Annotated in this window: 21 protein-coding genes and 2 tRNA genes; 9 read left to right on the top strand and 14 right to left on the bottom strand. The window is 71.5% G+C overall.

Features of this window, described 5'->3' with window-relative positions:
• Positions 1-50: 50 nt before the first annotated feature.
• Positions 51-446, bottom strand: coding sequence for a MerR family transcriptional regulator (locus tag RY076_RS00955; protein WP_323095479.1), 396 nt, complete (start codon positions 444-446; stop codon positions 51-53).
• A 56-nt stretch (positions 447-502) separates the two neighbouring features.
• Here RY076_RS00955 and RY076_RS00960 point away from each other — a divergent pair, with 56 nt between their 5' ends.
• The 7 genes from RY076_RS00960 to RY076_RS00990 all read left to right on the top strand — a co-directional run bounded on the left by RY076_RS00960 (position 503) and on the right by RY076_RS00990 (position 8,858).
• Positions 503-1,564, top strand: coding sequence for an aldo/keto reductase (locus RY076_RS00960; protein WP_323095480.1), 1,062 nt, complete (start codon positions 503-505; stop codon positions 1,562-1,564).
• A 168-nt stretch (positions 1,565-1,732) separates the two neighbouring features.
• Positions 1,733-4,177: an MSCRAMM family protein gene (locus RY076_RS00965; RefSeq protein WP_323095482.1), complete on the top strand. Its 2,445-nt coding sequence runs from the start codon at positions 1,733-1,735 to the stop codon at positions 4,175-4,177.
• Between the two features lie 173 nt (positions 4,178-4,350).
• Positions 4,351-4,749, top strand: a complete 399-nt coding sequence (locus RY076_RS00970; protein WP_323095484.1) for an effector-associated constant component EACC1 — start codon at positions 4,351-4,353, stop codon at positions 4,747-4,749.
• Positions 4,746-7,142 (top strand): caspase, EACC1-associated type, encoded by a 2,397-nt coding sequence (locus tag RY076_RS00975; RefSeq protein WP_323095485.1) that lies wholly within the window; start codon positions 4,746-4,748, stop codon positions 7,140-7,142. The genes RY076_RS00970 and RY076_RS00975 overlap by 4 nt, the downstream gene beginning before the upstream one ends.
• Before the next feature lie 70 nt (positions 7,143-7,212).
• A complete protein-coding gene (locus RY076_RS00980; RefSeq protein WP_323095486.1) occupies positions 7,213-7,809 on the top strand; it encodes a molybdopterin-dependent oxidoreductase in 597 nt (198 codons plus the stop codon).
• Between the two features lie 13 nt (positions 7,810-7,822).
• Positions 7,823-8,563, top strand: a complete 741-nt coding sequence (locus RY076_RS00985) for a ferredoxin reductase (protein WP_323095487.1) — start codon at positions 7,823-7,825, stop codon at positions 8,561-8,563.
• Between the two features lies 1 nt (position 8,564).
• On the top strand, positions 8,565-8,858 hold the full coding sequence (locus RY076_RS00990) for a DUF6510 family protein (protein ID WP_323095489.1): 294 nt from the start codon (positions 8,565-8,567) through the stop codon (positions 8,856-8,858).
• A gap of 176 nt (positions 8,859-9,034) precedes the next feature.
• On the opposite strand, the gene RY076_RS00995 is transcribed toward RY076_RS00990, so the two are convergent.
• The 7 genes from RY076_RS00995 to gyrB all read right to left on the bottom strand — a co-directional run bounded on the left by RY076_RS00995 (position 9,035) and on the right by gyrB (position 16,134).
• A complete protein-coding gene (locus RY076_RS00995; protein ID WP_323095490.1) occupies positions 9,035-9,607 on the bottom strand; it encodes a hypothetical protein in 573 nt (190 codons plus the stop codon).
• 81 nt (positions 9,608-9,688) lie between these two features.
• Positions 9,689-9,764 (bottom strand) — tRNA-Ala (locus RY076_RS01000).
• A 39-nt stretch (positions 9,765-9,803) separates the two neighbouring features.
• A complete protein-coding gene (locus RY076_RS01005) occupies positions 9,804-9,992 on the bottom strand; it encodes a DLW-39 family protein (protein WP_323095492.1) in 189 nt (62 codons plus the stop codon).
• A 29-nt stretch (positions 9,993-10,021) separates the two neighbouring features.
• Positions 10,022-10,098, bottom strand: a tRNA-Ile gene (locus RY076_RS01010).
• Between the two features lie 158 nt (positions 10,099-10,256).
• Positions 10,257-11,090, bottom strand: coding sequence for a DUF3566 domain-containing protein (locus tag RY076_RS01015; protein WP_323095494.1), 834 nt, complete (start codon positions 11,088-11,090; stop codon positions 10,257-10,259).
• Positions 11,087-13,840 carry a DNA gyrase subunit A gene (gene gyrA, locus RY076_RS01020; protein WP_413785719.1) on the bottom strand — a complete coding sequence of 918 codons (2,754 nt, stop codon included), beginning with the start codon at positions 13,838-13,840 and terminating at the stop codon, positions 11,087-11,089. The genes RY076_RS01015 and gyrA overlap by 4 nt, the downstream gene beginning before the upstream one ends.
• A gap of 116 nt (positions 13,841-13,956) precedes the next feature.
• Positions 13,957-16,134 (bottom strand): DNA topoisomerase (ATP-hydrolyzing) subunit B, encoded by a 2,178-nt coding sequence (gene gyrB, locus RY076_RS01025; protein WP_413785720.1) that lies wholly within the window; start codon positions 16,132-16,134, stop codon positions 13,957-13,959.
• Positions 16,135-16,577: 443 nt separating this feature from the next.
• On the opposite strand from gyrB, the gene RY076_RS01030 reads away from it, so the two are divergent.
• Both RY076_RS01030 and RY076_RS01035 read left to right on the top strand, forming a co-directional pair.
• Positions 16,578-17,084, top strand: a complete 507-nt coding sequence (locus tag RY076_RS01030) for a SigE family RNA polymerase sigma factor (protein WP_323095495.1) — start codon at positions 16,578-16,580, stop codon at positions 17,082-17,084.
• Entirely contained in the window at positions 17,081-18,409 is a 1,329-nt protein-coding gene (locus RY076_RS01035; protein WP_323095497.1) for a hypothetical protein, read from the top strand. The genes RY076_RS01030 and RY076_RS01035 overlap by 4 nt, the downstream gene beginning before the upstream one ends.
• 46 nt (positions 18,410-18,455) lie before the next feature.
• Here the strand turns inward: RY076_RS01035 and RY076_RS01040 are convergent, their stop codons facing one another.
• The 6 genes from RY076_RS01040 to RY076_RS01065 all read right to left on the bottom strand — a co-directional run bounded on the left by RY076_RS01040 (position 18,456) and on the right by RY076_RS01065 (position 25,944).
• Positions 18,456-19,937 carry a protealysin inhibitor emfourin gene (locus RY076_RS01040; protein ID WP_323095498.1) on the bottom strand — a complete coding sequence of 494 codons (1,482 nt, stop codon included), beginning with the start codon at positions 19,935-19,937 and terminating at the stop codon, positions 18,456-18,458.
• A gap of 57 nt (positions 19,938-19,994) precedes the next feature.
• Positions 19,995-20,642 (bottom strand): DciA family protein, encoded by a 648-nt coding sequence (locus tag RY076_RS01045; protein WP_323095500.1) that lies wholly within the window; start codon positions 20,640-20,642, stop codon positions 19,995-19,997.
• On the bottom strand, positions 20,635-21,969 hold the full coding sequence (gene recF / locus RY076_RS01050) for a DNA replication/repair protein RecF (protein WP_323095502.1): 1,335 nt from the start codon (positions 21,967-21,969) through the stop codon (positions 20,635-20,637). Before recF ends, RY076_RS01045 begins: the two co-directional genes overlap by 8 nt.
• 17 nt (positions 21,970-21,986) lie before the next feature.
• Positions 21,987-23,111 carry a phosphogluconate dehydrogenase (NAD(+)-dependent, decarboxylating) gene (gene gnd, locus RY076_RS01055; protein WP_323095503.1) on the bottom strand — a complete coding sequence of 375 codons (1,125 nt, stop codon included), beginning with the start codon at positions 23,109-23,111 and terminating at the stop codon, positions 21,987-21,989.
• A gap of 177 nt (positions 23,112-23,288) precedes the next feature.
• Positions 23,289-24,416: a DNA polymerase III subunit beta gene (gene dnaN, locus RY076_RS01060; protein ID WP_323095504.1), complete on the bottom strand. Its 1,128-nt coding sequence runs from the start codon at positions 24,414-24,416 to the stop codon at positions 23,289-23,291.
• 742 nt (positions 24,417-25,158) lie between these two features.
• Positions 25,159-25,944, bottom strand: a complete 786-nt coding sequence (locus RY076_RS01065) for a WHG domain-containing protein (protein ID WP_323095506.1) — start codon at positions 25,942-25,944, stop codon at positions 25,159-25,161.
• Between the last annotated feature and the right edge of the window lie 79 nt (positions 25,945-26,023).

Consider the following 26,023-nt stretch of genomic DNA (forward strand, 5'->3'; position numbering starts at 1 on the left):
TGCGGCCGGCCTCCGCGTGTGGCCGTCGTGAACTGGGCTGCGGGACAGCGCTACTCGCCGACGACGTCCTCGTACACGCGCACCTTGTAGGTGATGATGTCGAGGCAGTGCTTGAGCTCGCGCAGCTGCGCGCGAACCCGGTCCTGGTGGCCGCGGAGCAGCTCGAGGCGGTCGCGCTCGGTACCCTCCCCCTCCCGCGCGAGCTCGGTGTAGACGCGGATGTCCTCGACCGGCATCCCGGACGCACGGAGCACCATGCACAGGCGGAGCCAGACGAGGTCGTCCTCGCTGTAGAGGCGCTGGCCGCCCGACGTGCGGCGCACCGGGTCGATCAGGATGCCCTGCCGCTCGTAGAAGCGCAGCGCGTGGACCGACAGGCCCGTCTGCTCGGCCACCTCACCGATCGTGAGCAGAGCTGATGCCGTGGCTGATTCGTCGACCGACATGCTCGCCACGGTAGTGCCTTGATCTAGACCGCGGTCTAGGTCCTAGCGTCTGCCGCATGCGCTATCGACCGCTCGGCGGCACCGGAGTCCACGTCAGCCCGTACGCCCTCGGCACCATGATGTTCGGTGCCGTCGGCAACCCCGACCGCGCCGCGTGCCACGCGATGCTCGAGCGGGCCCTCGACGCCGGCATCAACCTCGTCGACACCGCGGACATGTACTCCGCCGGCGAGTCCGAGGAGATCCTCGGCGAGGCCCTCGGCGGGTCGCTGCGGTCGCGTCGCGACGACATCGTGGTCGCGACGAAGGGGCACTTCCCGCTCGCCGAAGGCCCCAACCGTGGCGGCAACTCGCGGCGGTGGCTGACGCGGGCCGTCGAGGACAGCCTGCGGCGGCTCCAGGTCGAGCACATCGACCTGTACCAGGTGCACCGCCCCGATCCGACGACCGACGTCGAGGAGACGCTGTCGGTGCTGACCGACCTCGTGCGAGCCGGCAAGATCCGCGCGTTCGGCTCCTCGAGCTTCCCGCCGGAGCAGGTCGTCGAGGCGCAGTGGGTGGCCGAACGGCGCGGCCTGATGCGCTTCCGCACCGAGCAGCCGCCGTACTCGCTCCTGACCCGCGGGATCGAGCGGTCCCTGCTGCCCGTCGCCCGGGCGCACGGGATGGGCGTGCTGACGTGGAGCCCGCTCGCCTTCGGGTTCCTCACCGGCCGGCACCGCCGCGGCACCGGGGCCGCTGCGGGCACGGCCCGGGCCGGTCTGCGCCCCGAGCGCTTCGACCCGTCACTGCCCGAGAACTCCGCGAAGTACGACGCCGTCGAAGCCCTCGTCGCCCTGTCCGAGGAGGTCGGCTGCACGCTGCCACAGCTCGCGGTCGCGTTCGTCGTGGCGCACCCGGCCGTCAGCTCGGTGATCCTCGGGCCCCGCACGCCGGAACAGCTCGACGACCTCCTCGCGGGCGCCGGGCTGACCCTCGGCGACGACGTGCTCGACCGGATCGACGAGATCGTGGCGCCCGGCGTCGACCTGTACCGCGCCAACACCGCATGGACGCCGCCCGCGCTCACCGACGCGGACCTGCGCCGGCGCCCGCTCGGCGAGCGCTCCGCCGCCTGACGCGTCGGGCGGCGTGGCGGGCTGCCGCGTCGCCGCATGCCGCCGTTGCAGGAACCTGCAGTCGCGACGATCGCCGGTCGCCGAGGCCCGATCCTGTCGCTGCGCGCTGCTACGTTCTGCTCGCCTCGGCAGCAGCCGCGGCACAGGGGACTCACAGAGAGCACTCACATGCGTTCAGCACTGAAGCGCGTGGGCGTGGCACTGGCCGGGGCGCTGCTCGCGTCGTCGGTCGTCGTCGCGCCGGCCCACGCCGAGCCGGCCACGCTGTCCGGCACCATCACCGCGGCCGACACCGGCGATCCTCTCGAGGTCTGCGTCACCGTCTCCACGCTGGACCCGGACGACACGTCCGGTGGCGTCACCTGCACGGACGAGGCCGGCCACTGGGAGGTCGGTGACCTGACGCCGGGACAGCAGTACATCGTCTTCGCGAACTACCGGGGCTCTGACCGGTGGTTCGCCACGGCATGGCTTCCCGGCGTCCAGAGCGAGGACCTGGCGGCGCGCTTCACCGCTCCCGGCACCGCCGACTTCGCGTGGCAACCGGACGGCCAGGTGTCGGGCGCCATCAGCTTCTCCGACGGATCCCCGGCCGACTACGCCGGCGTCAGCTTCTACCCCGTCGGTCAGAACAGGGCTGCCGCCGTCGCCTCTTCCTTCGATGGCGGTCGCTGGCGCCTCAACCTGCCGGGCGGCAGCTATCAGGTGCGCTACCTCGGATACGGCTTCGACCAGTGGGAGGACGGCGCTGCGTCGCGGGCCACTGCCGCAGTCATCGAGGTGCCCGCACGGACCGACACGACGACGCTCGACGAGGTGCTCAGCGTCCCCGCGACACCGGCGATCAGCGGGCGGATCGTGGGTGACGACACGGGCGAGGGACTCGATGCATGCGTCACCGCGGTCCGGGCCTCCGATGGCGCCCAGCTCGGGAGCGACTGCACGTCGGACGACCCCGAGGGGTCGGGTCACTACGAGATCCTCGGGCTCGACGACGCCACCGACTACAAGCTGCGGGTGGAGTCCTACGACGGCGTGCACCTCGGAGAGTGGGCGCAGGATGCTCGTTCCGTCGACGAGGCGACCGCGTTCACCACGCCGGCCGTGGTCGACGTGTCCCTGGCGCCGGGAGGCATCCTGGCCGGCAGGATGACGCGATCCGACGGCTCCCCGGCCGGGGGCACCTCGGTGACGATCGAGCCCGTCGACGGAGGTGAGCCCACCTATGCGTGGGCCGAACAGGATGGCTCCTGGCGTGCAGTGGTCCCGCCCGGTGACTACACGGTCAACGCCTACCTCGAGGGCTCGTTCCAGTGGCTCTTCGGTGCGCGCTCGCAGGACTCCGCACACGTCTTCAGCGTGACCTCCGGCGAGACCGTCGACGCGTCGGATCGATTCGTGGCGGACGCGACCGTCTCCGGGATGGTGCGCGCCGATGCGACGGGAGCCCCGGTCGCCGGCGCGTGCGTCGACGTCTTCCGGCTCCCCGTCGCCGACTGGGTCGACACGGTGGCATCCGCCTGCACCGACGACACCGGCGCCTACTCGGTCGCGGTCCCCGACGAGGGCTCCTTCGGCATCAGGTTCAGCGACCCCAACGGACGATACGTCGCCGAGGTCCACGACGGCGCACCCGATGCAGCCCACGCGACCCCGGTCGAGCTGCACTCCGGCGACACCCGCACCATCGACGCCTCGCTGGCGCCGGCAGCGACGATCACCGGTCTCGCCATCGACGCGAAGCTCGGTACCCCGCTGCAGGGCGCGTGCCCCGACGCGTACGTCGGGCACGCGGGCGCGCGGGTCGAGGGTCAGGTGGGGACATGCAGCGACGCCTCCGGACGCTGGACGATCGCCGGGCTCCCGGCCGGGTCGTACGCCGTGCACCTGGGCATGGGTTACGGCCCGTACCCCTCGGGTGACGTGTGGGCGTTCAAGGCCGACACGCAGGCCCAGGCCGACCTCGTCACCGTCAAGGCCGGCACGACGAAGACGATCCGCAACGTCAAGATCGACCCGCCGGTGACGATCTCGGGCCGCATCACCGACCCGTTCGGCAAGCCGGTGGCCGGTGCCACCGTGAACCCGCGGGGAGACCTGATGGACCGCAGCGGCGAGTGCTTCGACTGCGCCACCACGGACCAGGACGGCCGCTACACCGTCGGCCCGATCGCCGCCGGCACGTACCGCCCCGTCGCCTACACGGGGTACGGCGTCGGTCCGTGGGCCCCGGAGTGGGTCGGCGGTTCCACGTCGTTCGAGGGGGCCACGCCCCTGACGATCAAGCCCGGCAAGGCGGGGAGCTTCTCGGCCCAGCTGGCGCAGGCCAGCACCATCTCCGGGGAGCTCCTCAACGCCGACGGATCTCCGGCCGGTGAGGGATGGATCGGCTTCGTCGAGAGCCCGACCGGCCGCCACATGGGCGACTTCGACGTCTTCGGTGGCAACACCTTCAACCCGGTCGTCCTGCCGGCAGGGGAGTACCGCATCCACCTGCAGAACGCGGAGACGGGTCAGGAGGCCTGGTACGACGGCGCGTCGACCGCAGCCGGGGCCACCCGCGTCACCCTCGCGGAGGGCGAGAACCGGACGCTGACGATCCACCTGCCCTGACGGGCAGCACGGCTCGAGGCCGGCCGCACACCCAACCCGGTGTGCGGCCGGCTTTCGCGCATGTAGGCGGACGTCGCGAGTGGCGTCGTCGCCCGGGCGGCCGTGCCGGGAACCTGTATCGCGGAGGCACCACGCGCGTACTGTTCTGGAAACGGCACTTGCGAGGTGGCGAGATGCGCGCGACGGTCGTGGTGGCCTTGTCCGAGGCGGGGGCGGATGGTCTACGCCTCGACTCGCTCCACCGGCAGCTGCGCACCGAGCTGGGTGACCTCGACGAGGTGGAGCCCCTGTCGAGCAGCGGGTCCGCACCCGTCGAAGCGGCGCCCGGTTCTCGCGCCGTCGACACGGCCACCGTCAGCGCCCTCGCCGTGGCGGTCTTCGGCTCCGGCGGCCTGACGGCCCTCGTCGCGTCGCTGCGCGGCTGGCTGCGGCGCGGCACCGGCGACGCCCGCTCGGTGCGGATCGAGGTCGGCGGCGACGTGTTCGAGCTGACCGACGCGTCGGCCGAGGAGCAGGCCCGGCTGCTCCAGGTGTTCCTGCAGCACGTGGACGGGACGGAGGCCCCGGCATGACCGGGCGACGCCGCGCGCTCGTCGTGGCGACCGACACCTACGACCACGCGGCCCTCGGCCAGCTGCGCTCCGCCGCCGCCGACGCCGTGGCGCTGAGCGAGGTGCTCGGCGACCCCGAGGTCGGCGGCTTCGAGGTCGACGTCGTGCAGAACGCGGCGTCGCACGAGGTGCAGGCCCACATCGAGGACCTCTTCGCCGACAGCGGCCCCGAGGACCTCGTCCTGCTGCACTTCTCCGGCCACGGGCTCAAGAGCGACTCCGGCGAGCTGTTCATCGCGGCCCGCAACACGCGTCCGGACCGGCTCGCGTCCTCGTCGGTGCCGGCCGACTTCGTCCAGCGGTGCATGCGCGGCTCGCGGGCCCACAGCATCGTGCTGTTCCTCGACTGCTGCTACGGCGGCGCGTTCGGCGAGGGCGTCACGGTGCGCGCGGCCGGTCCGGTCAACGTCATGGACGCCTTCCCGAAGGGACGCCTGGGCGGTGGGCGCGGGCGCGCGGTCATCAGCGCGTCGAGCGCCATCGAGTACGCCTTCGAGGGCACGACGCTGACCGCCGAGCACGAGGCGCCACCGTCGGTGTTCACCTCGGCCGTCGTCCACGGCCTGCGCACCGGCGACGCCGACCGCGACGAGGACGGGCTCGTGTCCCTCGACGAGCTCTACGACTACGTGTTCGACCGCGTCCGGGAGGCCAACCCGAAGCAGACGCCCGGTCGCGACATCGAGATGTCGGGGGAGATCTACGTCGCCCGCACCCGTCGGCGACGCCTCAAGGCCGCGCCCCTGCCCGACGCGCTGGCCACAGCCCTGCGCAACCCCGACCCGACCTATCGGCGCGGCGCCGTGCTCGACCTGCGCGACCGGCTCGGCCACCCCGACCTCGCCGTCGCGCTCGGTGCGCTCGAGGCCCTCCGGGCGGTGGCGGCCGGCGACGTGCGCGCCGTGGCCGACGACGCCCGGGCGGCGATCGACGCGGCGCGTCCGTCGGTGACGCCGGCGTCGCTCGACCTCGGGGAGCTGGACGCCGATGCGTCGGTCGACGTGGAACGCACCCTGGCGCTCGGTGGCGTGCCGCTCGCGCGCGAGGTGTCGGTCGAGGCGGACCCGCCACTGTCGGCCGAGGTGGAGGACGGCGAGGTCGTCGTGACGTTCGCGCCCACCGGGCAGCCCTTCAGCGGGACGCTCGTGCTGACCGCCCCCACCGGCTCGGTGACCGTCCCCGTCACCGCTCGTGTGCCCGTCATTGCGGTTACCCCCGGACCTGCGGGCGGGACGCGCGACGAGGGCACGACCCTGGACGAGAATGCGTCGCCTGTAGAGGCAAGGACGCCGGACGGCGTCGCGACGCCTGTGGCGGCCGGCACGGCCCGCCGCCTCGTCCCCGTCGCCCCGGACCCGCCTGCAGGGTCGCCCGGTGCGATCGCCGCCTCGGAAGCGGCGTCGCCGTCGTCCGCCGATGAGGCGCCGCCGCAGGAGACCGAGCCACCGGTGCGCCCCCCGTCGACGCCCGGTCCTCCGACGGCAACCACCGCGGGGGCGGCCGCCTCGGCCGGTCGCGCAGAGGGGGCCGCCCGGTCCCACGTGGATGAGCCGGCCGCACGGCTGCGGGCCGTGCTCGGCTGGGTGGCCGTCGCCTCCGGTCTGCTCGTCGTCGTCGGCGGCCTCATCGCGCCGTGGGGCGCCGGCGACTCCGCGGCCAACCCGGAGGACGACATCGTCGTCGAGGTGGTGTGCTTCCTCGTGCTGGCCGTCGCCGCCGGGGTCGCGCTGCTTGCCCGCCGCTCGTCACCGGCGATCGGGGTCGCGCTGGTCTTTCCCACCACGACCCTCGGGGTGCTCCACACCCTGGGAGCCATCGGACTGCTCCGCGACGGCACGACGTCGGCCCCTGGTCCGGGGTGGTGGCTCAGCTTCCTCGGCGCGGTCTGCATGGTCGTCGTGGCCGTCGGGACGCTCCTGTCGTCGCAGCTGCGGTCGTCGGTCCACCGTGACGAGGTTCGGTGGACCGATCCGGCAACCATCGCGGTCATCGTCGCCACGGCGGTCGGGGTCCTCGTGTTGCTCGACTTCGCGATCTTCCTGCAGGACTCGAGCGCCCCCACCTACTGGGTGGCGTGGTTCTGGATGTGGGCCGGGGCCGCCGCGGCCCTGACGACCATCGGCCTCCCGATCGGCCCGGTCACGGCGGAGCGGGCCTGGTTGGCGGCCTCGGGCGTGGTGGTCCTGGATCGCTCGCTGTCCTCATCGCTCTTCGCGAGCAACCACGGCAACGACCCCCGGTACCTGACACTCGGCATCGTCGCCGCGACCGTCGTCGTGGTGGCCGCTCTGCTCGTCGGGCGATGGCCACGAGCCACCTCCGGCCCGCGCGTTACCGGGCCGACTACTCCCTGACCGCCCGACCCCGCACCCACCCGACCCTGACCGAACCCGCCCGAGCAACGACGATCGACGAGGAGAACGCATGGGCATCGTGACGCCGGGCTTCCGTGGACGACGACGTGACGACGTCGAGCTGCCGCCGGGCCAGTACCTGACGCACGAGTTCCCGGTGCTGCAAGCGGGACCGACCCCACGCGTCGAGGTCGACGAGTGGTCGTTCACCGTCACGACCGAGAGCGGCGAGGTGCACGCGTGGTCGTGGCCAGAGATGCAGGCGCTCCCGCAGGAGACGCCGACCGTCGACATCCACTGCGTGACGAAGTGGTCCAAGCTCGGCACCTCGTGGCGCGGTGTCTCGCTCGACACGTTCCTCGAGGACGTCGAGACCGCTGCGGAGTTCGCGCTCGTGCGCAGCTACGACGGGTACACGACGAACCTGCCGCTCGAGGACCTGCTCGACGGGCAGGCCTGGGTCGTCCACGAGTTCGACGGCGAGGCGCTCGAGCCGTGGCACGGCGGCCCGGCCCGGCTCCTCGTCCCGCACCTCTACTTCTGGAAGTCGGCCAAGTGGGTCAGCGGGATCGACCTGCTCCTGAACGACGAGCCGGGGTTCTGGGAGCAGCTGGGCTACCACGAGTACGGCGACCCGTGGCGCGAGCAGCGCTACGCCGGAGACTGAGGGCTGCCTCGGCATGGGCCGCGTGACGTGGCAGGTGGCCTACCTCGTGTCCCGCACGGACGAGACCCCGGATGCGGTGACCCTCGTCCTCGGGGTGCCCGAGTGGCCCGGGCACCTGCCGGGCCAGCACGTCGACGTGCGGCTCACCGCACCGGACGGCTACTCCGCGCAGCGCTCCTACTCGCTGGCGGCGCCGGACCACGGCGCCCAGGTCGAGCTGACGGTGCAGGTGGTGCCGGACGGGGAGGTCTCCTCATTCCTCGCGCGGGACTACGGCGTCGGCGACCCGGTGGAGCTGCGCGGGCCGGTCGGTGGCTGGTTCGTGTGGCGCCCCGACGCCGGTGCGTCCGCCGATCCGGTGCTGCTGGTCGGCGGCGGGTCGGGGTTGGTCCCCCTCATGGCGATGGTGCGCGCCCGGCACGAGTCGGGCAGTGCCGCACCGATGCACCTCGTCTACTCGGTGCGCACGCCGCAGGACGTGCTGTACGCCGCGGAGCTCGAGCGGCGGGGTCGCCTCGACGACGGACTGACGGTGACCGTCGCGTACACGCGGTCCGCACCCGAGGGCGACGCACGTGGCGCGCACCGCATCACCGCCGACGAGCTCGCGACCTGGGCGCCGGTCCAGGCCGGTCAACGGGTCTACGTCTGCGGGCCCACCGGATTCGTCGACGCGGTCGCGGACGCGCTCGTCGACCTCGGCCACGACGAGCACACGATCAGGACCGAGCGGTTCGGTCCGGGTGGAGGGTGACATGACGGGTCACGAGGAAGGCCGGGGCTCACCGGCCCTCGACGGCAACATGCTGGCGGGACGGCTCGGGGAGGTGTTCGGCGTCGACATCACGAGCGCGACGGTGCTGTGCGTCGGGTGCGGGCGCGAGCAGTGCGTCGCCGAGCTCGTCCTCTACGAGACCGGCATGGGGTCGACGGCCCGCTGTCGGGGGTGCGGTGCGGTCGTGCTGCGAGCGACCGTGATCCGCGACGAGGTGGTCCTGGACCTGCGGGGCACGCGCACGCTCCGCGTCCCACTGCCCGTGACGGACTGACGCCGGTCAGGACCCGGCGCGCGGCAGGAGCAGGCGGTAGGTGTGCTGCGGCACCGTAGCGACCTCCACCAGCCAGACGCACACCCTGACGTCAGCCGGATCCCGAGCACGCTGTGCGGCTGCCCCGAAAGGCGTGTCAGTGGCGAGATACCCGGTGCCCCTTCCTCGCGCCCCGTTCATTCGGCTGCGTCGGCCAGCCCGAACTCGCGACCGCCGTAACCGAAGACGTGGCACGTCAGGACGTCGATCTCCCGTCGGGGGTCCCCGAAGAACGCACCCATGCGGTGCTTCACGCGCATGAACGGTCGTTCGCGCGGAAGCCCGGATGCCTTCCAGTTCGAATTCGGAACGAGGAGGAACAGGTGTTGCACGTCCGGAGCGATGTGGGCCTTCCAGATGTCCTTGAGGTCGTGGTTGTTCGTCACCGTCCCACCCCTTTCGACCTCCGCGATGATCCCCCGACCAGGGCCCGACGAGTAGAAGAAGTCCGGTCGCGGTCTCGAGACGATCCCGTCCTCATGCGTCAGCAGAACCTCCTCGGAGAAACCGAGGCGGTCCTTGAGGATGTGCGAGGCAATCGCCTGCACGGCTGAACTGCTGGCGCCGTGGATGTGCGCTGCATCGATCGACGCCGCGGCGCTCTCGAGTGCCGTCCTCAGTTCAACCGCCAAAGCATCGACGTCGGCGATCGCCTGAGCCAGCGTCGCCTCGACGAACGACTGCTGGAAACGCGCGTACTCGATGGCCACGCCGGGCAGCTTGGCAGCTCCGGGATCGGGAAGCTAGCACCGTCGGACATGGGAATGCCCCGTCCGCGGACGGGGCAGTCGTGGTGGAGCCAAGGGGACTCGAACCCCTAACCCCCTGCTTGCAAAGCAGGTGCGCTACCAATTGCGCCATGGCCCCTGGCTCGCCGGACGCGTCCGGCGGGTGAAGCAGGGAGGATCAGGACGAGGTGGTCGCCTCGTCGTGCGAAACCGGGGCATCGGGGGTGACCGGCGATGCGGCGGGAGCCGAGACGTCGTCGGTGGCCTGCGTCCACAGGTCCTGCTCGGCCTGCTGCTGCTTGGCCTTGCGTCGCACGAACACGATGCCGGCGACAACCCCAGCGATGAGGGCGAGACGCTTGAGCATTCGGTGAATCCTCTCCGTGGTGACGGTGATGGTGGGCCTAGGAGGACTTGAACCTCCGACCTCTTCCTTATCAGGGAAGCGCTCTAACCGTCTGAGCTATAGGCCCATCGTCACCTTCGCGCGCCTGGTCGAACCCGTCGGGATCCGACGTCTGGGCTGACGACCGGACGCGATGGGAAACGTTACCGGATGCCCCCAGCTGTCACCAAAACGGCCCCCGCCCGTGGGGGCGGGGGCCGTTCAGGACGGGCTCGATCCGACGCGTCAGTCGTCGGTCAGCGTCAGCTGCACGCCGCCGACGAGGGCGGAGCAGATGTTGTAGAGGAAGGCCATGACGGTGGCGATGGCCGTCATGAGGATGACGTCGATGACGCCGATGACGATCGAGAGCGACACGACGCGGCCGAAGCCGACGTAGTCCTTGATCGAGAACGGGTCTGACGTCGTGGTCTGCAGCGACTGGAGCACGCCCTCGATGTCGGTGAAGACGTTCATCGTCGACAGGATCATCCACAGCACGGCCGTGAGGACGACGCCGGCGATGCCGAGCGCCACCGAGAGCAGGAAGCTCATCTTCATGACCGACCACGGGTCGACGCGGGCCACCGCCAGGCGGACGCGTCGGGGGCCCTTGGCCTTGCGGGCGGCGCCGGTCGGGCGCACCGCAGCCGTGGCGGCCGTGGCGGGACCGGTGCCCGGGGTGCCGGACGCGGCGGCATCGCCGACGCGCTGCTGCGGGCTGGTGCGGGTCGTGACCGCGCCCCGCGACAGCGAGGTGTCGTTCGAACCACCGGAGCGGGCCGCTCCGGAGGAGCCGCTGGAACCGGAGGAGCCGCTCGAGCTGCTGAACGCGGTCGTCGAACCGGACGAGTACGGCGACCCGCTGCCGTAGTAGTCGGCGCCGGAGCTCATCGTCGCGTCGTTCGTCGCCGCGGACGCGGACGACGACGACGCCGGGGCCTGCGAGGACGACGTGGACCCCGTGGGGCCGGACGCCGACGGCGTCGAACCGGCCGGCGTCGGACTGCCGTTGCTCATGGACGGACCGGCGCCGTACCCCGTCGCGCCGAGCGGGCGGTCAGAGCTCGTCGCGCTCATGCGTCACCTCCGTTGTCACCATCGGACGAACCATCCTCGTCACCCGAGGTTTCGTCCGACGGTACGCCATCGGGGCCGGGAACCGTAGCGGGCGCACTGGGAGCGGCCGCTCCTGACACGCCGCCGGTGCCCGAACCGTCGTCTTCGCCCGACGCGTCCGTTTCGCCCACCACCGCGGCCTCCTCCTTCTCCGGGTTGCGCGCGATCGCGACGACGCGGTCGTTCTTGCCCGGCTTGACGAGGATGACGCCCTGGGTGTTGCGGCCCTTGCGGGCGATGCCGGCCGTCGTGGCGCGCACGAGGTTGCCGCGCTCGAACACGACGAGCAGCTCGTCGTCACCGGTCGTGGTCAGGGCGCCGGCGAGGTCGCCGTTGCGGTCGGTGATCTTGGCGACGGCAACGCCGAGCGTGGCCCGGCCCTTCGGGTTCCACTCCGAAGCGGCCGTGCGCTTGGCCATGCCGTTCTCGAAGACGACGAAGACGTCGGGCTCGGTCCCGGCCTCGATGACCGCCATCGCGAGCAGCTCGTCGTCGCCACGGAACTTCATGCCCGTGACGCCGGAGGTGGAGCGGCCCATCGGGCGCAGCTGGCCGTCGGTGGCGTGGAAGCGCACCGACATGCCCTTGCGGGACACGAGGAGGAGGTCGTCCTCGGCGCTGACGAGCGAGGCCCCGACGAGCTCGTCCTCGTCGCGCAGGTTGATGGCGATGAGGCCACCCGAGCGCGGCGAGTCGTAGTCGGACAGACGCGTCTTCTTGACGAGGCCCGCCTTCGTCGCGAGGACGAGGTACGGGGCCGCCTCGTAGGAACGCAGCGCCATGACCTGGGCGATCTGCTCGCCCGGCTGGAAGGCGAGGATGTTCGCGACGTGCTGGCCCTTGCTGTCACGGCTGCCCTCGGGCAGCTCGTAGGCCTTGGCCCGGTACACGCGTCCGAGGTTGGTGAAGAAGAGCAGCCAGTGGTGCGAGGTGGTCGCGAAGAAGTGCTCGATCATGTCCTCGCCGCGCAGCGACGCTCCCCGCACGCCCTTGCCGCCCGGCTTCTGCGCGCGGTACTGGTCGACACGCGTCCGCTTGGCGTAGCCGCCGCGCGTGATCGTGACGACGACGTCCTCCTCGGGGATGAGGTCCTCCATCGACATGTCGCCGTCGAAGGGGATGATCTCGGTGCGCCGGTCGTCGCCGTACTTGTCGACGATCGCTGCGAGCTCCTCGGACACGATCTGCCGCTGCCGCTCGGGCGAGGCGAGGATCGCGTTGAGCTCGTCGATGAGGGCCTGCAGCTCGTCGTGGTCCGACTGCAGCTTTTCGCGCTCGAGGGCGGCGAGGCGACGCAGCTGCATGTTGAGGATGGCGTTGGCCTGGATCTCGTCGATCTCGAGCAGCTCGATGAGCCCTTCACGGGCGATGTCGACAGTGCGCGACCCGCGGATGAGCGCGATGACCTCGTCGAGCATGTCGAGGGCCTTGAGCAGCCCACGCAGGATGTGGATGTCGGCCTCGGCCTTGTTGAGGCGGAACCGCGTGCGCCGGACGATGACCTCGATCTGGTGGTCGACCCAGTGCCGGATGAACCCGTCGAGCGGCAGCGTGCGCGGCACGTCGTCGACGAGGGCCAGCATGTTGGCGCCGAACGTCGTCTGCAGCTGCGTGTGCTTGTAGAGGTTGTTGAGCACGACCTTCGCGACGGCGTCACGCTTGAGCGTGACGACGATGCGCAGGCCGGTGCGGCCCGACGTCTCGTCGGTGATGTCGGCGATGCCGGCGATCTTGCCGTCCTTGACGAGGTCGGCGATCTTCATCGCGAGCATGTCGGGGTTGACCTGGTACGGCAGCTGCGTGACGACGAGGCACTGCCGGTTCTTGATCTCCTCGACGTTGACGACCGCCCGCATGATGATCGAGCCGCGGCCCGTGCGGTAGGCGTCCTCGATGCCGCGGTGACCCATGATCAGCGAGCCGGTCGGGAAGTCCGGGCCCTTGATGATGCCGAGGAGCGCCTCGAGCAGCTCTTCGCGCCCGATCTCCGGGTGGTCCAGGTAGTACTGGGCGCCCGCGGCGACCTCGCGCAGGTTGTGGCTCGGGATCTGGGTGGCCATGCCGACGGCGATGCCGGCCGAGCCGTTGACGAGCAGGTTGGGGAAGCGGCTCGGTAGGACCGCCGGCTGCATCGTCTTGCCGTCGTAGTTCGGGACGAAGTCGACGGTGTCCTGCTCGATGTCCCGCACCATCTCCATGGCGATCGGGGCCATCCGGCACTCGGTGTACCGCGGGGCGGCCGCGCCGTCGTTGCCGCGCGAGCCGAAGTTGCCCTGGCCCTGCACGAGCGGGTAGCGCAGCGACCAGTCCTGCACGAGGCGCACGAGGGCGTCGTAGATCGCCGAGTCGCCGTGCGGGTGGTAGTGACCCATGACGTCACCGACGACGCGCGCGCACTTGTTGAAGCCGCGGTCGGGGCGGTACCCGCCGTCGTACATGGCGTAGACGATGCGTCGGTGCACCGGCTTGAGGCCGTCACGGACGTCGGGCAGCGCGCGCGAGACGATGACCGACATCGCGTACTCGATGTAGCTGCGCTGCATCTCGGCGTTGAGGTCGACCGGCTCGACGCGGTCGTGCTGGCCGGGCTCGCGTGCGACCACCGCGCGGGCGTCGACGTTCTCCTCGGGCGTCTGGGTGACGTCGTCCCCGTCGGTGCCGGGCCCGTCGGTGGACTCGGGCGGCTCGTTGGGAGGCAGGTCGTCGCTCACGTCAGATCCTTTTGTCTGTCAGTCGGATTGGGAAGCAAGAGCAGAACACGCGGCAGGGGACGGTCGGACGTTTCACGTGGAACGTCGGCAATGCCCCCGGCCGCGGGCACGGTGGGTCAGATGTCGAGGAAGGCCACGTCGTGCGCGTTCTTCTGGATGAACGTCCGCCGGGACTCGACGTCCTCACCCATGAGCACGGCGAACACCTCGTCGGCCTTGGCGGCGTCGTCGAGCGTGACCTGGAGCAGCGTGCGCTTCTCGGGGTCCATCGTCGTCTCGCCGAGCTCGCCGTAGTTCATCTCGCCGAGACCCTTGTAGCGCTGGATCGGGTTGTCCTTCGGCAGGCGCCAGCCCTTCTCCTCGCCGAGCTTCCGCAGTCCGTCGCGCTCCTTGTCGGAGTAGGCGAACTGGTGGTCGGCGTTGCTCCAGCGGAGGCGGAACAGCGGCGGCTGTGCGAGGTAGACGTAGCCGGCCTCGATGAGCGGGCGCATGAACCGGAAGAGCAGTGTCAGCAGCAGGGTGCGGATGTGCATGCCGTCGACGTCGGCATCGGCCATGAGGACGATCTTGTGGTACCGCGCCTTGGCGAGGTCGAAGTCCTCGCCGATGCCGGTGCCGAACGCGGAGATGAGCGCCTGGACCTCGTTGTTGGCGAGGATCTTGTCGATGCGCGCCTTCTCGACGTTGAGGATCTTGCCGCGGATCGGCAGGATCGCCTGCGTGTGCGGGTCGCGGGCCTGGGTGGCCGAGCCGCCGGCACTGTCGCCCTCGACGATGAACACCTCGGAGCGGCTCGGGTCCTTGCTCTGGCAGTCCTTGAGCTTGCCCGGCAGGCCGCCCGACTCGAGCAGGCCCTTGCGGCGGGTCGCCTCGCGGGCCTTGCGCGCGGCCATGCGGGCCGCCGCGGCCTGGACCGACTTGCGCACGATGTCCTTGCCCTCGTTCGGGTGCGCCTCGAGCCAGTGGCCGAACTCGTCGGTCATGGCCCGCTGCACGAAGCCCTTGACCTCGGAGTTGCCCAGCTTGGTCTTGGTCTGGCCCTCGAACTGCGGCTCGCCGAGCTTGACCGAGATGACGGCGGTCAGGCCCTCGCGGATGTCGTCGCCGGTGAGGTTCTCGTCCTTCTCCTTGAGGAGGTTCTGCTTGCGGGCGAAGTCGTTGACGAGCTTGGTCAGCGCCGCGCGGAAGCCCTCCTCGTGGGTGCCGCCCTCGTGGGTGTTGATGTTGTTGGCGTAGGTGTGGACCGACTCGGAGTACGCCGTGGTCCACTGCATCGCCAGCTCGAGGGAGAGCATCCGCTCGGAGTCCTCGGTCTCGAGCGAGATGACGTCCGGGTGCACCGGCTCGCTGCGCTTGCTGCTGTTGATGTGGTTGACGTAGTCGACGAGACCGCCGTCGTAGCGGTAGGTGACCTTCTTGGCCGTGACCTTCTTCTTCTCGCCCGACGCGCCCGACGCACCGGCCGCGGTGTCGTCCTCGTCGCTCGCCTCGACCTCGGTGAGGTCGGACTCGAGCTGGTCGAGGTCGACCTCGCCCTCGCCCGACGCGTCGACGCGCTCGTCGGTGAGGCTGATCGTCAGCCCCTTGTTGAGGAAGGCGGTCTGCTGGAAGCGCGCCCGCAGCGTCTCGTAGTCGTAGACCGTCGTGTCGAAGATGTCGGCGTTGGCCCAGAACGTGATCGTCGTGCCGGTCTCGTCGGTGGCCTCCTCCTGGCGCAGCGGCCCGTCGGGCACGCCCATGGAGAAGCTCATCCGGTGCACGTGGCCCTTCTGGCGCACGGCAGCCTTGAGCGTCGTCGACAGCGCGTTGACGACCGAGGACCCGACGCCGTGCAGGCCACCGGACACCTTGTAGCCACCGCCGCCGAACTTGCCGCCGGCGTGCAGCTGGGTCAGGACGAGCTCGACGGCGCTGATCTTCTCGACCGGGTGGATGTCGGTGGGGATGCCGCGACCGTTGTCCTTGACGCGGACGCCGCCGTCGGCCAGGAGCGTGACGTCGATCTGCGTGGCGTACCCGGCGAGGGCCTCGTCGACGGAGTTGTCGACGATCTCGTAGACGAGGTGGTGCAGGCCGCGCTCACCGGTGGAGCCGATGTACATGCCCGGACGCTTGCGGACCGCCTCGAGCCCCTCGAGGACCGTGATCGCGCTCGCGTCGTAGTCGACGCCGTTCGGCCGGAGGTCGGCCGGCGCCGCCACCGCAGGGGTGGCCGCGTCGGTCGAGTCGGCCGCGTTGATTGCCGAGGCCGCGGGGTCGATGGGATTCTGGGGCGTCTGGTCGGCCTCGGACACGTCTCTCCTCTTCACACGTCGACCCGGGTGCGCCACGTCACGCCGGCAACCCGCGTCGTGCCACCGGTCGGTGACATCGGGACGGCCCGCCCGTGTCAGACGGCACGGTCGAGCCGAGTCCCGCTCATTCTACCGGTCCGAGCGCTCCGACTGTGCCCCGCAAACGCCCGGGAGGGCACTTTTCCGGCCCGAAACCCCGCTGATCCGGGGGGAGGATCACGACCCGGCCCCCCAGCGCGCCTCAGGTGCCTTCTCACGGCTCGACACCCTCGGCCGCCGCACCGGCCCTCGACACGCCGGAATCTGCTCGAATCGACGAGACTCCGGTGACAACGCCGGCGGCGTCGCGGGCGTCATGACTGGTGCCGGCACAGCCGCCGGCGCAGTGACCCGGGACGCGCCTCCACAGCGCCCTCGGGTCGGACGACAGGGGACAGCATCCGATGGACGACGCCGACCGGCGCGACGACTTCACGGCCTGGGTCAGGTCGCGCGAGCAGGCCTTGGGCCGGCTCGCGTACCTGCTGACCGGCGACCGCGACGCCGCCGAGGACCTCCTGCAGAACGCCCTCGCCAAGGTGTACCGCCACTGGGAGCGTGTCCGGGCCGCCGATCTGCCCGACGCGTACGTGCGCCGTCTCATGGTCAACGAGAACAACTCGCGCTGGCGCCGGCTGCTGCGCCGGCCAGAGTCGCCGGGCAGCCACGTGCTCGAGGTCATCGCGCCTCCGGCGCCGGCCGGCCTCGACGCGTCGGAGGCGCTCGACCTGTGGCGGCACGTGCAGGCGCTGCCCACCCGGCAGCGGGCAGCGGTCGTGCTGCGCTACTACGAGGACCTCACCGAGGCCCAGACCGCCGACGTCCTCGGCTGCTCGGTCGGGACGGTCAAGAGCCACACCAGCCGCGCCATCAGTGCGCTGCGCACGAGGATGAGCGAGGCCACGGCATGAGCCACTTCGACCCGGAGCTGAAGGACGTGCTCGAACGCCGGAGCGAGGGCGTGCACGTCGTGGCCGACCTCGCCGAGCGCGCGATCCGCCGAGACGCCCAGCTGCGTCGCCGACGCGCCGCGGCCGTCGGCGTCGCCGCAGCGTTCGTACTCGCTGTCGGCGTCCCGGTCGGGTGGGCGGCGCTGGGCCCGACGCCGGACCGGACCGTCCCGGTCGCCCCCTCGACGACGCGGCCCACCGACCTGCCGACGCCCTCCGTGCCGGTCATGCCTCCGACATCCACATCGCCGACGCCGACCTCGACCCCGACCCTGACGGCTGACGGCTCGCCCGCGCCCGCGAACCTGCGGCCCGCCACCGGCGACCCGACCGCCGCGACCGACATCCCCTACCTCGCCGGCGGCGTCATCCACGACGGCACGAAGGAGCACCCGCTCGGCAGCTCCGTCTCCCGCGACTACCTCGCGACCCTGCCGGGAGGTCGCTGGCTCGTGCAGCGGGCGAAGACCGGCGACTACCAAGTGCTGCAGCCGCTCGACCTGCCGACCATGCAGCTGGGCAGCGGCAAGGCCACCGTCGCCGCCGACGGCCAGCTCATCGTGATCGAGAGGCTCGGCACGTTGCGCGTCTACGACGGCAGTGGCACGTGGGTCCGTACGCTGCCGGCATCGGCCTGCGACTGCGCCGTATCCGGCTCCGGAGGGTCCTCGCCCGGTTTCGAGGCCGTCGGCGTCATCGACGGTGTCGTCTACGCCAACCGGGGGTTCCGTGGGGACGCCGTGGCGTGGGACATCCTCGACAATGACGTCCGGCCCGTGAAGCATCGGCTCGCCCTCGTCGACGCGGCGACAGGCACGGCGCTCGTGGCCCCGGACCCGAACAAGCCATCGACGCGGACGTGCCACGACCTCGTCGACCTCGCCAGCGACCGCACCCGGTGGCGGCTGTGCGGCCCACTGCTGTTCCGGTCCTTCTCCGCCGACGGGCAGTACCTGCTCGCGACCGGTGAGATCGACGGACTCGACGACTCCCAGCTGAACCCCGATCGGTCCTTCACGTACGGCGGGCTCGTCGTCGTGCGGACCAGCGATGCCTCGGTCGTGCTCGAGGGCCGCGGCGACGTCGCCACCGGGGTCGGCTCGCCGGTCAGCTACCGCATGGGCGCGGACGGCACGATCACCGTGCAGGTCGGGTCGACCGGCGGAACCCGCAGCCTGCAGCGATGCACCCTGGACGGGTCCTGCGAGGTGGTGGGCCGAGCACGGCCGCGGGACCAGGTCGACATCCCGGAGGGCGATGACCCGTACGTCATCTCCGCCGACTGACGGATGGAGCGGTCCGGGTCGGACACACCGACCCGGACCGGTCCCGTCACTCGTCGGGCTCGGACAGGGTGCGCTCGAAGAGGGAGTGGATGGCCTCGGGCAGGTGGGGCTCCTGGATCGTCACGTCGCAGCCCGCCTCGTCGCACACGACGGAGTAGATGAACGCATCAGGGTGCGTGCGCTCGGTGGAGGCCGCGATCCGCTGGAGGGTCGGCGCAGCGAGCAGGTGCTGCCAGTCCTTCTGGTCGCGCTCGGACAGCTCGCCGATCGCGACCCGACGCTCCCGCACCTGCCCGGCGAACCCGCCCGTGCGTCGGAGCACCACCTGCGCCTCGGTGCTCGGGGGCGTCGCGGGGTCGGTGCCACCGGTCGAGTGGCCGGCCGTGCCCGGGCCGGCCGACCCGGGTCCGCCGGGTGCCGGCGCCTGGCCCGCGGCGGCGAGCACGCCGACCTGCTGCCATGCATCCCGCACCGCGGTGTGCTGGGCGGAGCCGTCACCGTGGGCTGTCGCGGCCGCGTCGACAGTGAGGTTCGCGAACGTCTCGAAGTCGCAGGTCGGCTTGATCGCGTCGCCCGAGACGACGGCGTACCAGATGTGCCCGACGTCCTCCCACGCGTTGCCGCCGATGGCGAGGGCGGCGAGGGCGAAGGCGCGGTTCGGGATGCCGGAGTTGATGTGGACGCCCCCGTTGTCGTCCTGGGTGTCGACGTAGTGCGCCATGTCGGCGGGCTGCGGGTCCTTGCCGAGCCGCGGGTCGTCGTAGGCGGTGCCCGGGTTGCGCATGTCGCGCAGGGCCCGACCCTTGACCGAGGGGTTGAGCAGGTCGGCACCGACGAGCCAGTCGGCCTGGTCGGCGCTCTGCCCGAGCTGGTGCTGCTTGACGAGGACACCGAAGACGTCGGAGATCGACTCGTTGAGCGCGCCCGACTGACCCTGGTAGTTCAGGCCGGCCGTGTGCTCGGTGACGCCGTGCGCGAGCTCGTGCCCGATGACGTCGACGCTCTTGGTGAACCGCTCGAAGATGACGCCGTCGCCGTCGCCGAACACCATCTGGGTGCCGTCCCAGAAGGCGTTGTCGTAGTTGCGGCCGTAGTGCACCGTTGCGAGCAGCGGCAGGCCCTGGCCGTCGAGCGAGTTGCGCTGGTACGCCTGCCACCACAGCTCCCAGGTGGCTCCGAGGCCGTCGTAGGCCTCGTTGACCGCCGGGTCGGACGTGGCCGCCTCGCCCTCGCGCCGCACGGTGGTGCCGGGGGTGGTCTGGGCCCCCTTCGCGTCGGCGATGGTGCGTTCCGGCACGGGCGTCGACGGGGTCGACGTGTCGGGTGTGCCGGCCGGTGGCGTTCCGGGGCGGTGGCGCCGACGCTTCTTCGCGTGAGCGGTCGGCGCGCTGCGCAGCTCGCGGACCGACGCGTCGTGCCGCAGCGCCTGGCGTGCCTGCGCCGCGACGGCGGGCTCGGCGCTGCGCGCCAGCTCCTCGAGCATGTACGGCGGGACGATCAGGCAGCGGTGGATCGGCGTCGCGGTCATGGAGCCAGTGTGCGCCGCGTCGCCGACAGTCGCCCGACGGGCGGGGCCCGTCTCCGGTCAGCCGTACGTGTCGCGCGGGCCGCGGGAGTCGGGGGAGCGCCGGGCGCCGCGGTTCCACGACGGCGCGCTCGGGCCGACGACCCGCAGCTCGCTCACCGCGCCGACGCCGACCTCCTCCTCGATCCGCGCGAGCAGCGACGACGCGAGCAGGCGCATCTGCGTGGCCCAGGCCGTCGAGTCGGCCCGCACCGTCAGCACCCCGTCGACGAAGGTCATGGGCTCGACGTGCCCGGCGATGTCGGGGCCGACGATCTCGGGCCAGCGCCCCATGACCGAACCGACCGCGACGTCGACGCGCCAGCCCCGGTCGAGGAGCAGCCGGTCGAGCTGGTCGCCGAGCAGGGTCGGGTCGCGCCCGTCGCGACTCGAGCCCGACAGGGTCGGTTCGCCGATGGGCCGGCGCCGCTTGCGCGGCTTCATCCCCGGCCGGAGCCCCTTCTCCGACGCCGCGGCCCGCGCCCGCGCCAGGGCCGACGCGGCGGCGTCGGCGATCCGGGTGTCGGTGTCCGACGGACCGGGGTCATCGGGCGCGCCGGCCCGGCCGGCGTCCTCGACGGTCCCTAGCTCTGGACGAGGCGCGGCATCGTCACCCGGCGTCGCCTCGCGATCCGGGGCCCCCGCGTCCGGCGTGGTGTCGTCAGCCATCCGTCGTCGGCTCCCCATTGGCGCTGGCCGGGGCTGCCTCACCCGGAGACGCGTCGGCGTCGGGGTCCACGGCGTCGGGCAGCGCGTCGCCCGACACGTCGCCCGACGCGTCGGCGTCCGGCGCGTCGACACCCGGAGACGCGACGGCGCCGAGCTCGACGGTGAAGGTCGCCCCCCGCTCGCGAAGCCGGTCGGGCACGTCGGCCCCGACCGCCGCGGTGATGAGCACCTGCTCGCAGTCGTCGACGAGGGCGGCCAACCGCTCCCGCCGGCCGGAGTCGAGCTCGGCGAAGACGTCGTCGAGCACGAGCACCGGGTCATCGCCGAGGTCGCGGCGCAGCAGCCGGTAGGCCGCGAGCCGCAGGCCGAGCGCGAAGGACCAGGACTCGCCGTGGCTCGCGTAGCCCTTGGCCGGCAGCTCGCCGAGCGACAGGACGAGGTCGTCGCGGTGCGGTCCGACCAGCGTCACGCCGCGCTCGACCTCGTTGCCGCGCACCTGCGCCAGGGTCTCGAGCATCCCCGCGCGCAGCTCGTCGACCTCCGGCACCTCTCCCGCGGCGAGGCGCGCGGCGAGGTCCTCGTGCAGCGAGCTGCGGTACACGGCCCTGGCGTTCGAGGCGGCCGCGCTCACCGCGTCGTAGCACTCGGCGAGGTCGGGGACGAGGTCGCGCAGCAGCCGCAGGCGGGCGTACACGAGCTGGGAGCCCATGCCCGCGAGGTGGTCGTTCCACACGTCGAGGGTGTGCAGCGCCGCCTCACGGGCCTCGTCGCTGCTCGGGTCACCGGGCCGCGGGCGGTATCGGGCGCCCTTGCGCAGCACCGGCGCCGCCGACTTCAGCAGCGCGTTGCGCTGGCGCAGGATCTTGTCGTAGTCCGAGCGCACCCCGGCCCACCGCGGCTGCCGCTGCACGAGGAGGTCGTCGAGGAACCGACGCCGTTCCGACGGGTCACCCTTGACGAGCGCGAGGTCCTCCGGAGCGAAGAGGACGGTGCGCACCGTGCCGAGGACGTCGCGCGGCTTGACCGGCGCCCGGCCGAGCCGCGCGCGGTTGGCCCGGCCCGGCGTGATCTCCAGCTCGACGAGCGTCTCCCGGTCGTCGCGCACGACGGCCCCGCGGATGACGGCCTGGCTCGCCCCGAACCGCACGAGCGGCTGGTCGGTGGCGACCCGGTGCGACCCGAGCGTCGCGAGGTAGCCGACGGCCTCGACGAGGTTCGTCTTGCCCTGACCGTTGAGACCGACGAGCGTCGTGACCCCCGGCGACAACGCGAGCTCGGCGCTCGGGTAGCTGCGGAAGTCCTTGAGGGTCAGGTGCCGGACATGCAACGAACCGGGCCTTGCGCTCAGGCCTTCTTGGCGGCGCGCTTCTGGCCGCGCACCGAGTCGGCCGCGTCGGTGGCCTTCGAGGCCGCCTTGCGCCCGGACTTCGCCGACGTCTTGGCCGTCGCGACGTTCGCCTGGGAGGCCGACGCGGCGGCACGCTTGCTCGCGGCCTTGGTGGCTGCGCGCTTCGTCGCGCCCTTCTTCGCGGCCGCCTTCTTGGCCGGGGCCACCGGGGCGGACCCGGTGCGCAGGGCCTCGCCCTCGGCGATGCTCATCACCTGGTGGCCGCCGAACTGGCCGCGCAGCGCCGCGACGGCCTGCATCGTCGGCGAGCTCTCCTGACGGGAGGCGAACCGGGCGAAGAGCGAGGCCGAGATGACCGGCATCGGCACCGACAGCGCGATGGCCTCCTCGACGGTCCACCGGCCCTCGCCGGAGTCGTTGGTGTAGTCCGAGACGTCGTCGAGGTGCGGGTTCTCCTCGAGCGCCTTGACCATGAGATCGAGCAGCCAGGACCGCACGACGGTGCCGCGGCTCCACGCCTTGAAGGCGCCGGGCACGTCGGTGACGATATCCTTCTTCTCGAGCAGCTCGTAGCCCTCGGCGTAGGCGGCCATGAGGCCGTACTCGATGCCGTTGTGGACCATTTTCGTGTAGTGGCCGGCGCCGACCTTGCCGGCGTGGACGAAGCCCTCCTCGCGGGGGCCCTCGGGGCGCAGCGCGTCGAAGATGGGCATGGCCTTGTTGACCCACTTCTTGTCGCCACCGCACATGAGGCCGTAGCCGTTCTCCAGGCCCCAGATGCCCCCGCTGACGCCGCAGTCGATGTAGCCGATCTTCTTGCCGGCGAGGAGCTTGGCGTTCTCGAAGTCGTCGGTGAAGCGCGAGTTGCCGCCGTCGATGACGAGGTCACCCGGCTCGAGCAGCTCGGCGAGCTTGGCGACGGTCTCGCGCGTCGGGTCGCCGGCCGGGACCATGACCCACACGACGCGGGGCGCCTCGAGCTTCTTGACGAGGGCCGCCATCGTCGCGACGTCGCGCACGGCCGGGTTGAAGTCGAACCCGATCACCTCGTGGCCCGCGCGACGCAACCGCTCCCGCATGTTGCCGCCCATCTTGCCGAGACCGATCAGACCGAGCTGCATGTCGGGAGCCTTTCTGGGGGAGTGCAGGGAGCGAGGTGCGGCAGGGAGTGCCGGTGGAGCACGAGCGGTTCGAGGCTACGCCTGCCGGAGCACCGGGTGCACCGGCGGGCTCGCCCGTGGTCAGGCGACCGCCCGGGGACCGTCACCCCGCGAGGGCGACGTCGGGACGCAGGTGGGTCAGCTGGCGAAGCGCACCGGCATGAGGACGTACCGGTACGAGCCGTCGGGCTCGCCGTCGGCCTCCTCCTGGCCGGACAGCACCGCGGGGCGGCTCGGCTGGGTGAACGACAGCCGGCTGAAGGCGGTGCCGACGGCGTGCAGGCCGTCGAGGAGGAACTGCGGGTTGAACGCGATCTGGATCTCGGGACCGGTGAGGGTGGCCTCGACCGCCTCGGAGGCCTGGGCGTCGTCGCCGGTACCGGCCTCGATCGCCACCTGGCCGTCGGTGAACTTCAGCAGCACCGGGGTGTTGCGCTCGGCGACGAGTGCCACGCGCTTGACGGCCTCCTCGAGGGAGGCGGTCTCGACGACGGCCTCGGTGTCGACGCTCGTCGGGAAGATCGAGGTGACCTTCGGGTACTCGCCGTCGAGCAGACGGGTGGTGGCGCGGCGCTGGCCGGCCTCGAAGCCGATGAGGCCATCGCCACCGGCGCCGAACGCCAACGACACCGAGCCGGACGCGCCGAGCGCCTTCGCGGTGTCGGACAGCTGGCGGGCCGGGACGAGCGCGACGTGGCTGGCGTCGGACTCGCTCGGGGTCCACGTCAGCTCGCGCATCGCGAGGCGGTAGCGGTCGGTGGCGAGCAGCGTCACCTTGTCGCCGTCGATCTCGACGCGGACGCCGGTGAGGATCGGCAGCGTGTCGCCGCGGTCGGCGGCGATCGAGACCTGTGCGACCGCCTGCGTGAAGGTGTCGCCGGCGATCGTGCCGCTGGTCTCGGGGGCCGCCGGGAGCGTCGGGTAGTCGGCGACCGGCATCTCACGCAGGCTGAAGCGCGAGGAGCCGCAGGCGACGTTGACCTTCGTGCCGTCGGTGCTGACGTCGATCGGCTTGTTCGGCAGGTTGCGCGAGATGTCGGCGAGCAGGCGGCCGAGCACGAGCACCTGGCCGGACTCGGCGACGTCGGCCGGCACGGTGATCTTCGCGGAGACCTCGTAGTCGAAGGCCGACAGCGTCAGCGAGCCCTCCTCGCTGGCCTCGAGGAGCACGCCCGCGAGCACGGGCACGGGCGGGCGCGCCGGAAGACCGCGCGCCACCCAGGTCACGGCCTCGGCCAGGACGTCTCGCTCAACCCGAAACTTCACGGTGCTCTCACTTCGACAGGTTGGACATGGGGGCTCAGACACTAGTCCCTGCGCCCGAGGTGGCACCACAAACACGCCACAAACGGTCGGGGGCCCCGGCACCTGCCGGCGGGCCGTGTCGGGGGGAGTCTTCCACCGGCCCTCCCCGCCTCGGTCGTCGGGTCGCTCGAGACCCTCGTTGTCGGGGCATCTCTCGTCATCTGGGTTCTCGTCATCGTCATAGGTGCTGTGGATCCTGTGGACAAGCGGCGTCGACGCAGGTCAACCCGTCGATTCGCGTGTGCAGGAGATGTGGGCGGTCGACGGGGCGGACCCGAGCTCGCTGTGGACGCCGTTTCGTCATTCACACGGTGCTCACAAGCACGGTGCAGTTTTTCCGCAAGATTTCCGACCTCGTCCACACCTGTCCACAGTGTCCTTGTGGAAACAGCCGGAGCCCATGTCCGTTTTGTGCGCATTGGTGGCTAGTCACCTGTGGATGAAGGCCGGCGCCACTTCCACAGAGTTGTCCACAGGAGTGGATAACCACAGCTGGGGGTAGAGCCTGTGGGTTCCGGGCGGCGTGATCACGACCGGGTCACGCTGTGCACACAGCTGTGGATGCGGATGTGGACAGCTGTGGACGTCCCTGGCGCCGCGGCGGTCTCTCTCGGTTGAAGCGATGTCCGGTACATGGTGACTAGTCACGAGTGCCCGTTTCGTTCGGTTCGTCGAGCCGCGCCCGCCGGCCGGCCCCGACGGGTCAGTCCGTGACGACGAGGCGTCGCGACACCGCGACGTGCCACGCGAAGAGCGCCCCGGCGTCGGGCACCGGGCCGAGCTGGTCGAACACCTCGCTCGTGACGGCCCCGAGCACCAGCGTCCAGGCGCTGAGGCCCTGCGCCAGCGCCCCGGCCTCGATGGCCGTGCCGGCGAAGAAGTCGTCCTGGAGGAAGGCGCCGACCCCCGCGTCGGCGAGTCGCTCGAGCGCCGGTGCCAGGGTCGGGCCGCGCCCCGCCCGGGCGGCGCCGTCGACGATACGTGTCACGAGGGCCAGGACGGCGGTGCCGGGTTCGGTCGTGCGGTCCGCGGGTGCCGTGTAGTCCGGAACGGGTGAACCGTAGAGGAGGGCGAAGTCGTGCGGGTGCTCCAGCGCCCAGGCGCGCAGGGCGTGCGCGACCGCCTCCCACCGGCCCCCGAGGTCGTCGGGGTCGATGTCGTCGTGCGCCGTCGTGACCGCCGCGGCGAGCGAGGTGTAGCCGTCGACGATGAGCCGGGTCAGCAGCTCGTCGCGGCTCTCGACGTACCGGTAGATGCCCGAGCTGACCATGCCGAGGTCGCGGGCGACCGCCCGGAGGCTGAGGGCGGCGGCGCCCGAGGTGGCCAGGTGCTGGCGCGCGACGCGGAGGATGTCGGCCTCGATGGCCATCCGGTTGCGGGCCCGACGGCCCAGCGGCTCTGCGGCGGTCGGCTCTTCGGTCCGCGCATCGGGCGGCGCATCGGTCGGCGCATCGGTCGGCTCGCTGGTGGTGCGCTCGGAGGTGGTCATGGACCGAGCCTGACACAGCCGGCGAGAAAATGTGAGCAGTGCTCTTGCTTTTTCCTCGACCATGCGCGCATGCTTGGAA

The sequence above is a fragment of the Intrasporangium zincisolvens genome (assembly GCF_034724055.1).
Lineage (GTDB): Bacteria > Actinomycetota > Actinomycetes > Actinomycetales > Dermatophilaceae > Monashia > Monashia zincisolvens.

Excerpts from the sequence above, each read along its gene's own strand:
- RY076_RS00955 (WP_323095479.1), bottom strand. The coding sequence starts at position 446 with ATGTCGGTCGACGAATCAGCCACGGCATCAGCTCTGCTCACGATCGGT.
- RY076_RS00960 (WP_323095480.1), top strand. The coding sequence starts at position 503 with ATGCGCTATCGACCGCTCGGCGGCACCGGAGTCCACGTCAGCCCGTAC.
- RY076_RS00965 (WP_323095482.1), top strand. The coding sequence starts at position 1,733 with ATGCGTTCAGCACTGAAGCGCGTGGGCGTGGCACTGGCCGGGGCGCTG.
- RY076_RS00970 (WP_323095484.1), top strand. The coding sequence starts at position 4,351 with ATGCGCGCGACGGTCGTGGTGGCCTTGTCCGAGGCGGGGGCGGATGGT.
- RY076_RS00975 (WP_323095485.1), top strand. The coding sequence starts at position 4,746 with ATGACCGGGCGACGCCGCGCGCTCGTCGTGGCGACCGACACCTACGAC.
- RY076_RS00980 (WP_323095486.1), top strand. The coding sequence starts at position 7,213 with ATGGGCATCGTGACGCCGGGCTTCCGTGGACGACGACGTGACGACGTC.
- RY076_RS00985 (WP_323095487.1), top strand. The coding sequence starts at position 7,823 with ATGGGCCGCGTGACGTGGCAGGTGGCCTACCTCGTGTCCCGCACGGAC.
- RY076_RS00990 (WP_323095489.1), top strand. The coding sequence starts at position 8,565 with ATGACGGGTCACGAGGAAGGCCGGGGCTCACCGGCCCTCGACGGCAAC.
- RY076_RS01005 (WP_323095492.1), bottom strand. The coding sequence starts at position 9,992 with ATGCTCAAGCGTCTCGCCCTCATCGCTGGGGTTGTCGCCGGCATCGTG.
- RY076_RS01015 (WP_323095494.1), bottom strand. The coding sequence starts at position 11,090 with ATGAGCGCGACGAGCTCTGACCGCCCGCTCGGCGCGACGGGGTACGGC.
- RY076_RS01030 (WP_323095495.1), top strand. The coding sequence starts at position 16,578 with ATGGACGACGCCGACCGGCGCGACGACTTCACGGCCTGGGTCAGGTCG.
- RY076_RS01035 (WP_323095497.1), top strand. The coding sequence starts at position 17,081 with ATGAGCCACTTCGACCCGGAGCTGAAGGACGTGCTCGAACGCCGGAGC.
- RY076_RS01040 (WP_323095498.1), bottom strand. The coding sequence starts at position 19,937 with ATGACCGCGACGCCGATCCACCGCTGCCTGATCGTCCCGCCGTACATG.
- RY076_RS01045 (WP_323095500.1), bottom strand. The coding sequence starts at position 20,642 with ATGGCTGACGACACCACGCCGGACGCGGGGGCCCCGGATCGCGAGGCG.
- gnd (WP_323095503.1), bottom strand. The coding sequence starts at position 23,111 with ATGCAGCTCGGTCTGATCGGTCTCGGCAAGATGGGCGGCAACATGCGG.
- RY076_RS01065 (WP_323095506.1), bottom strand. The coding sequence starts at position 25,944 with ATGACCACCTCCGAGCGCACCACCAGCGAGCCGACCGATGCGCCGACC.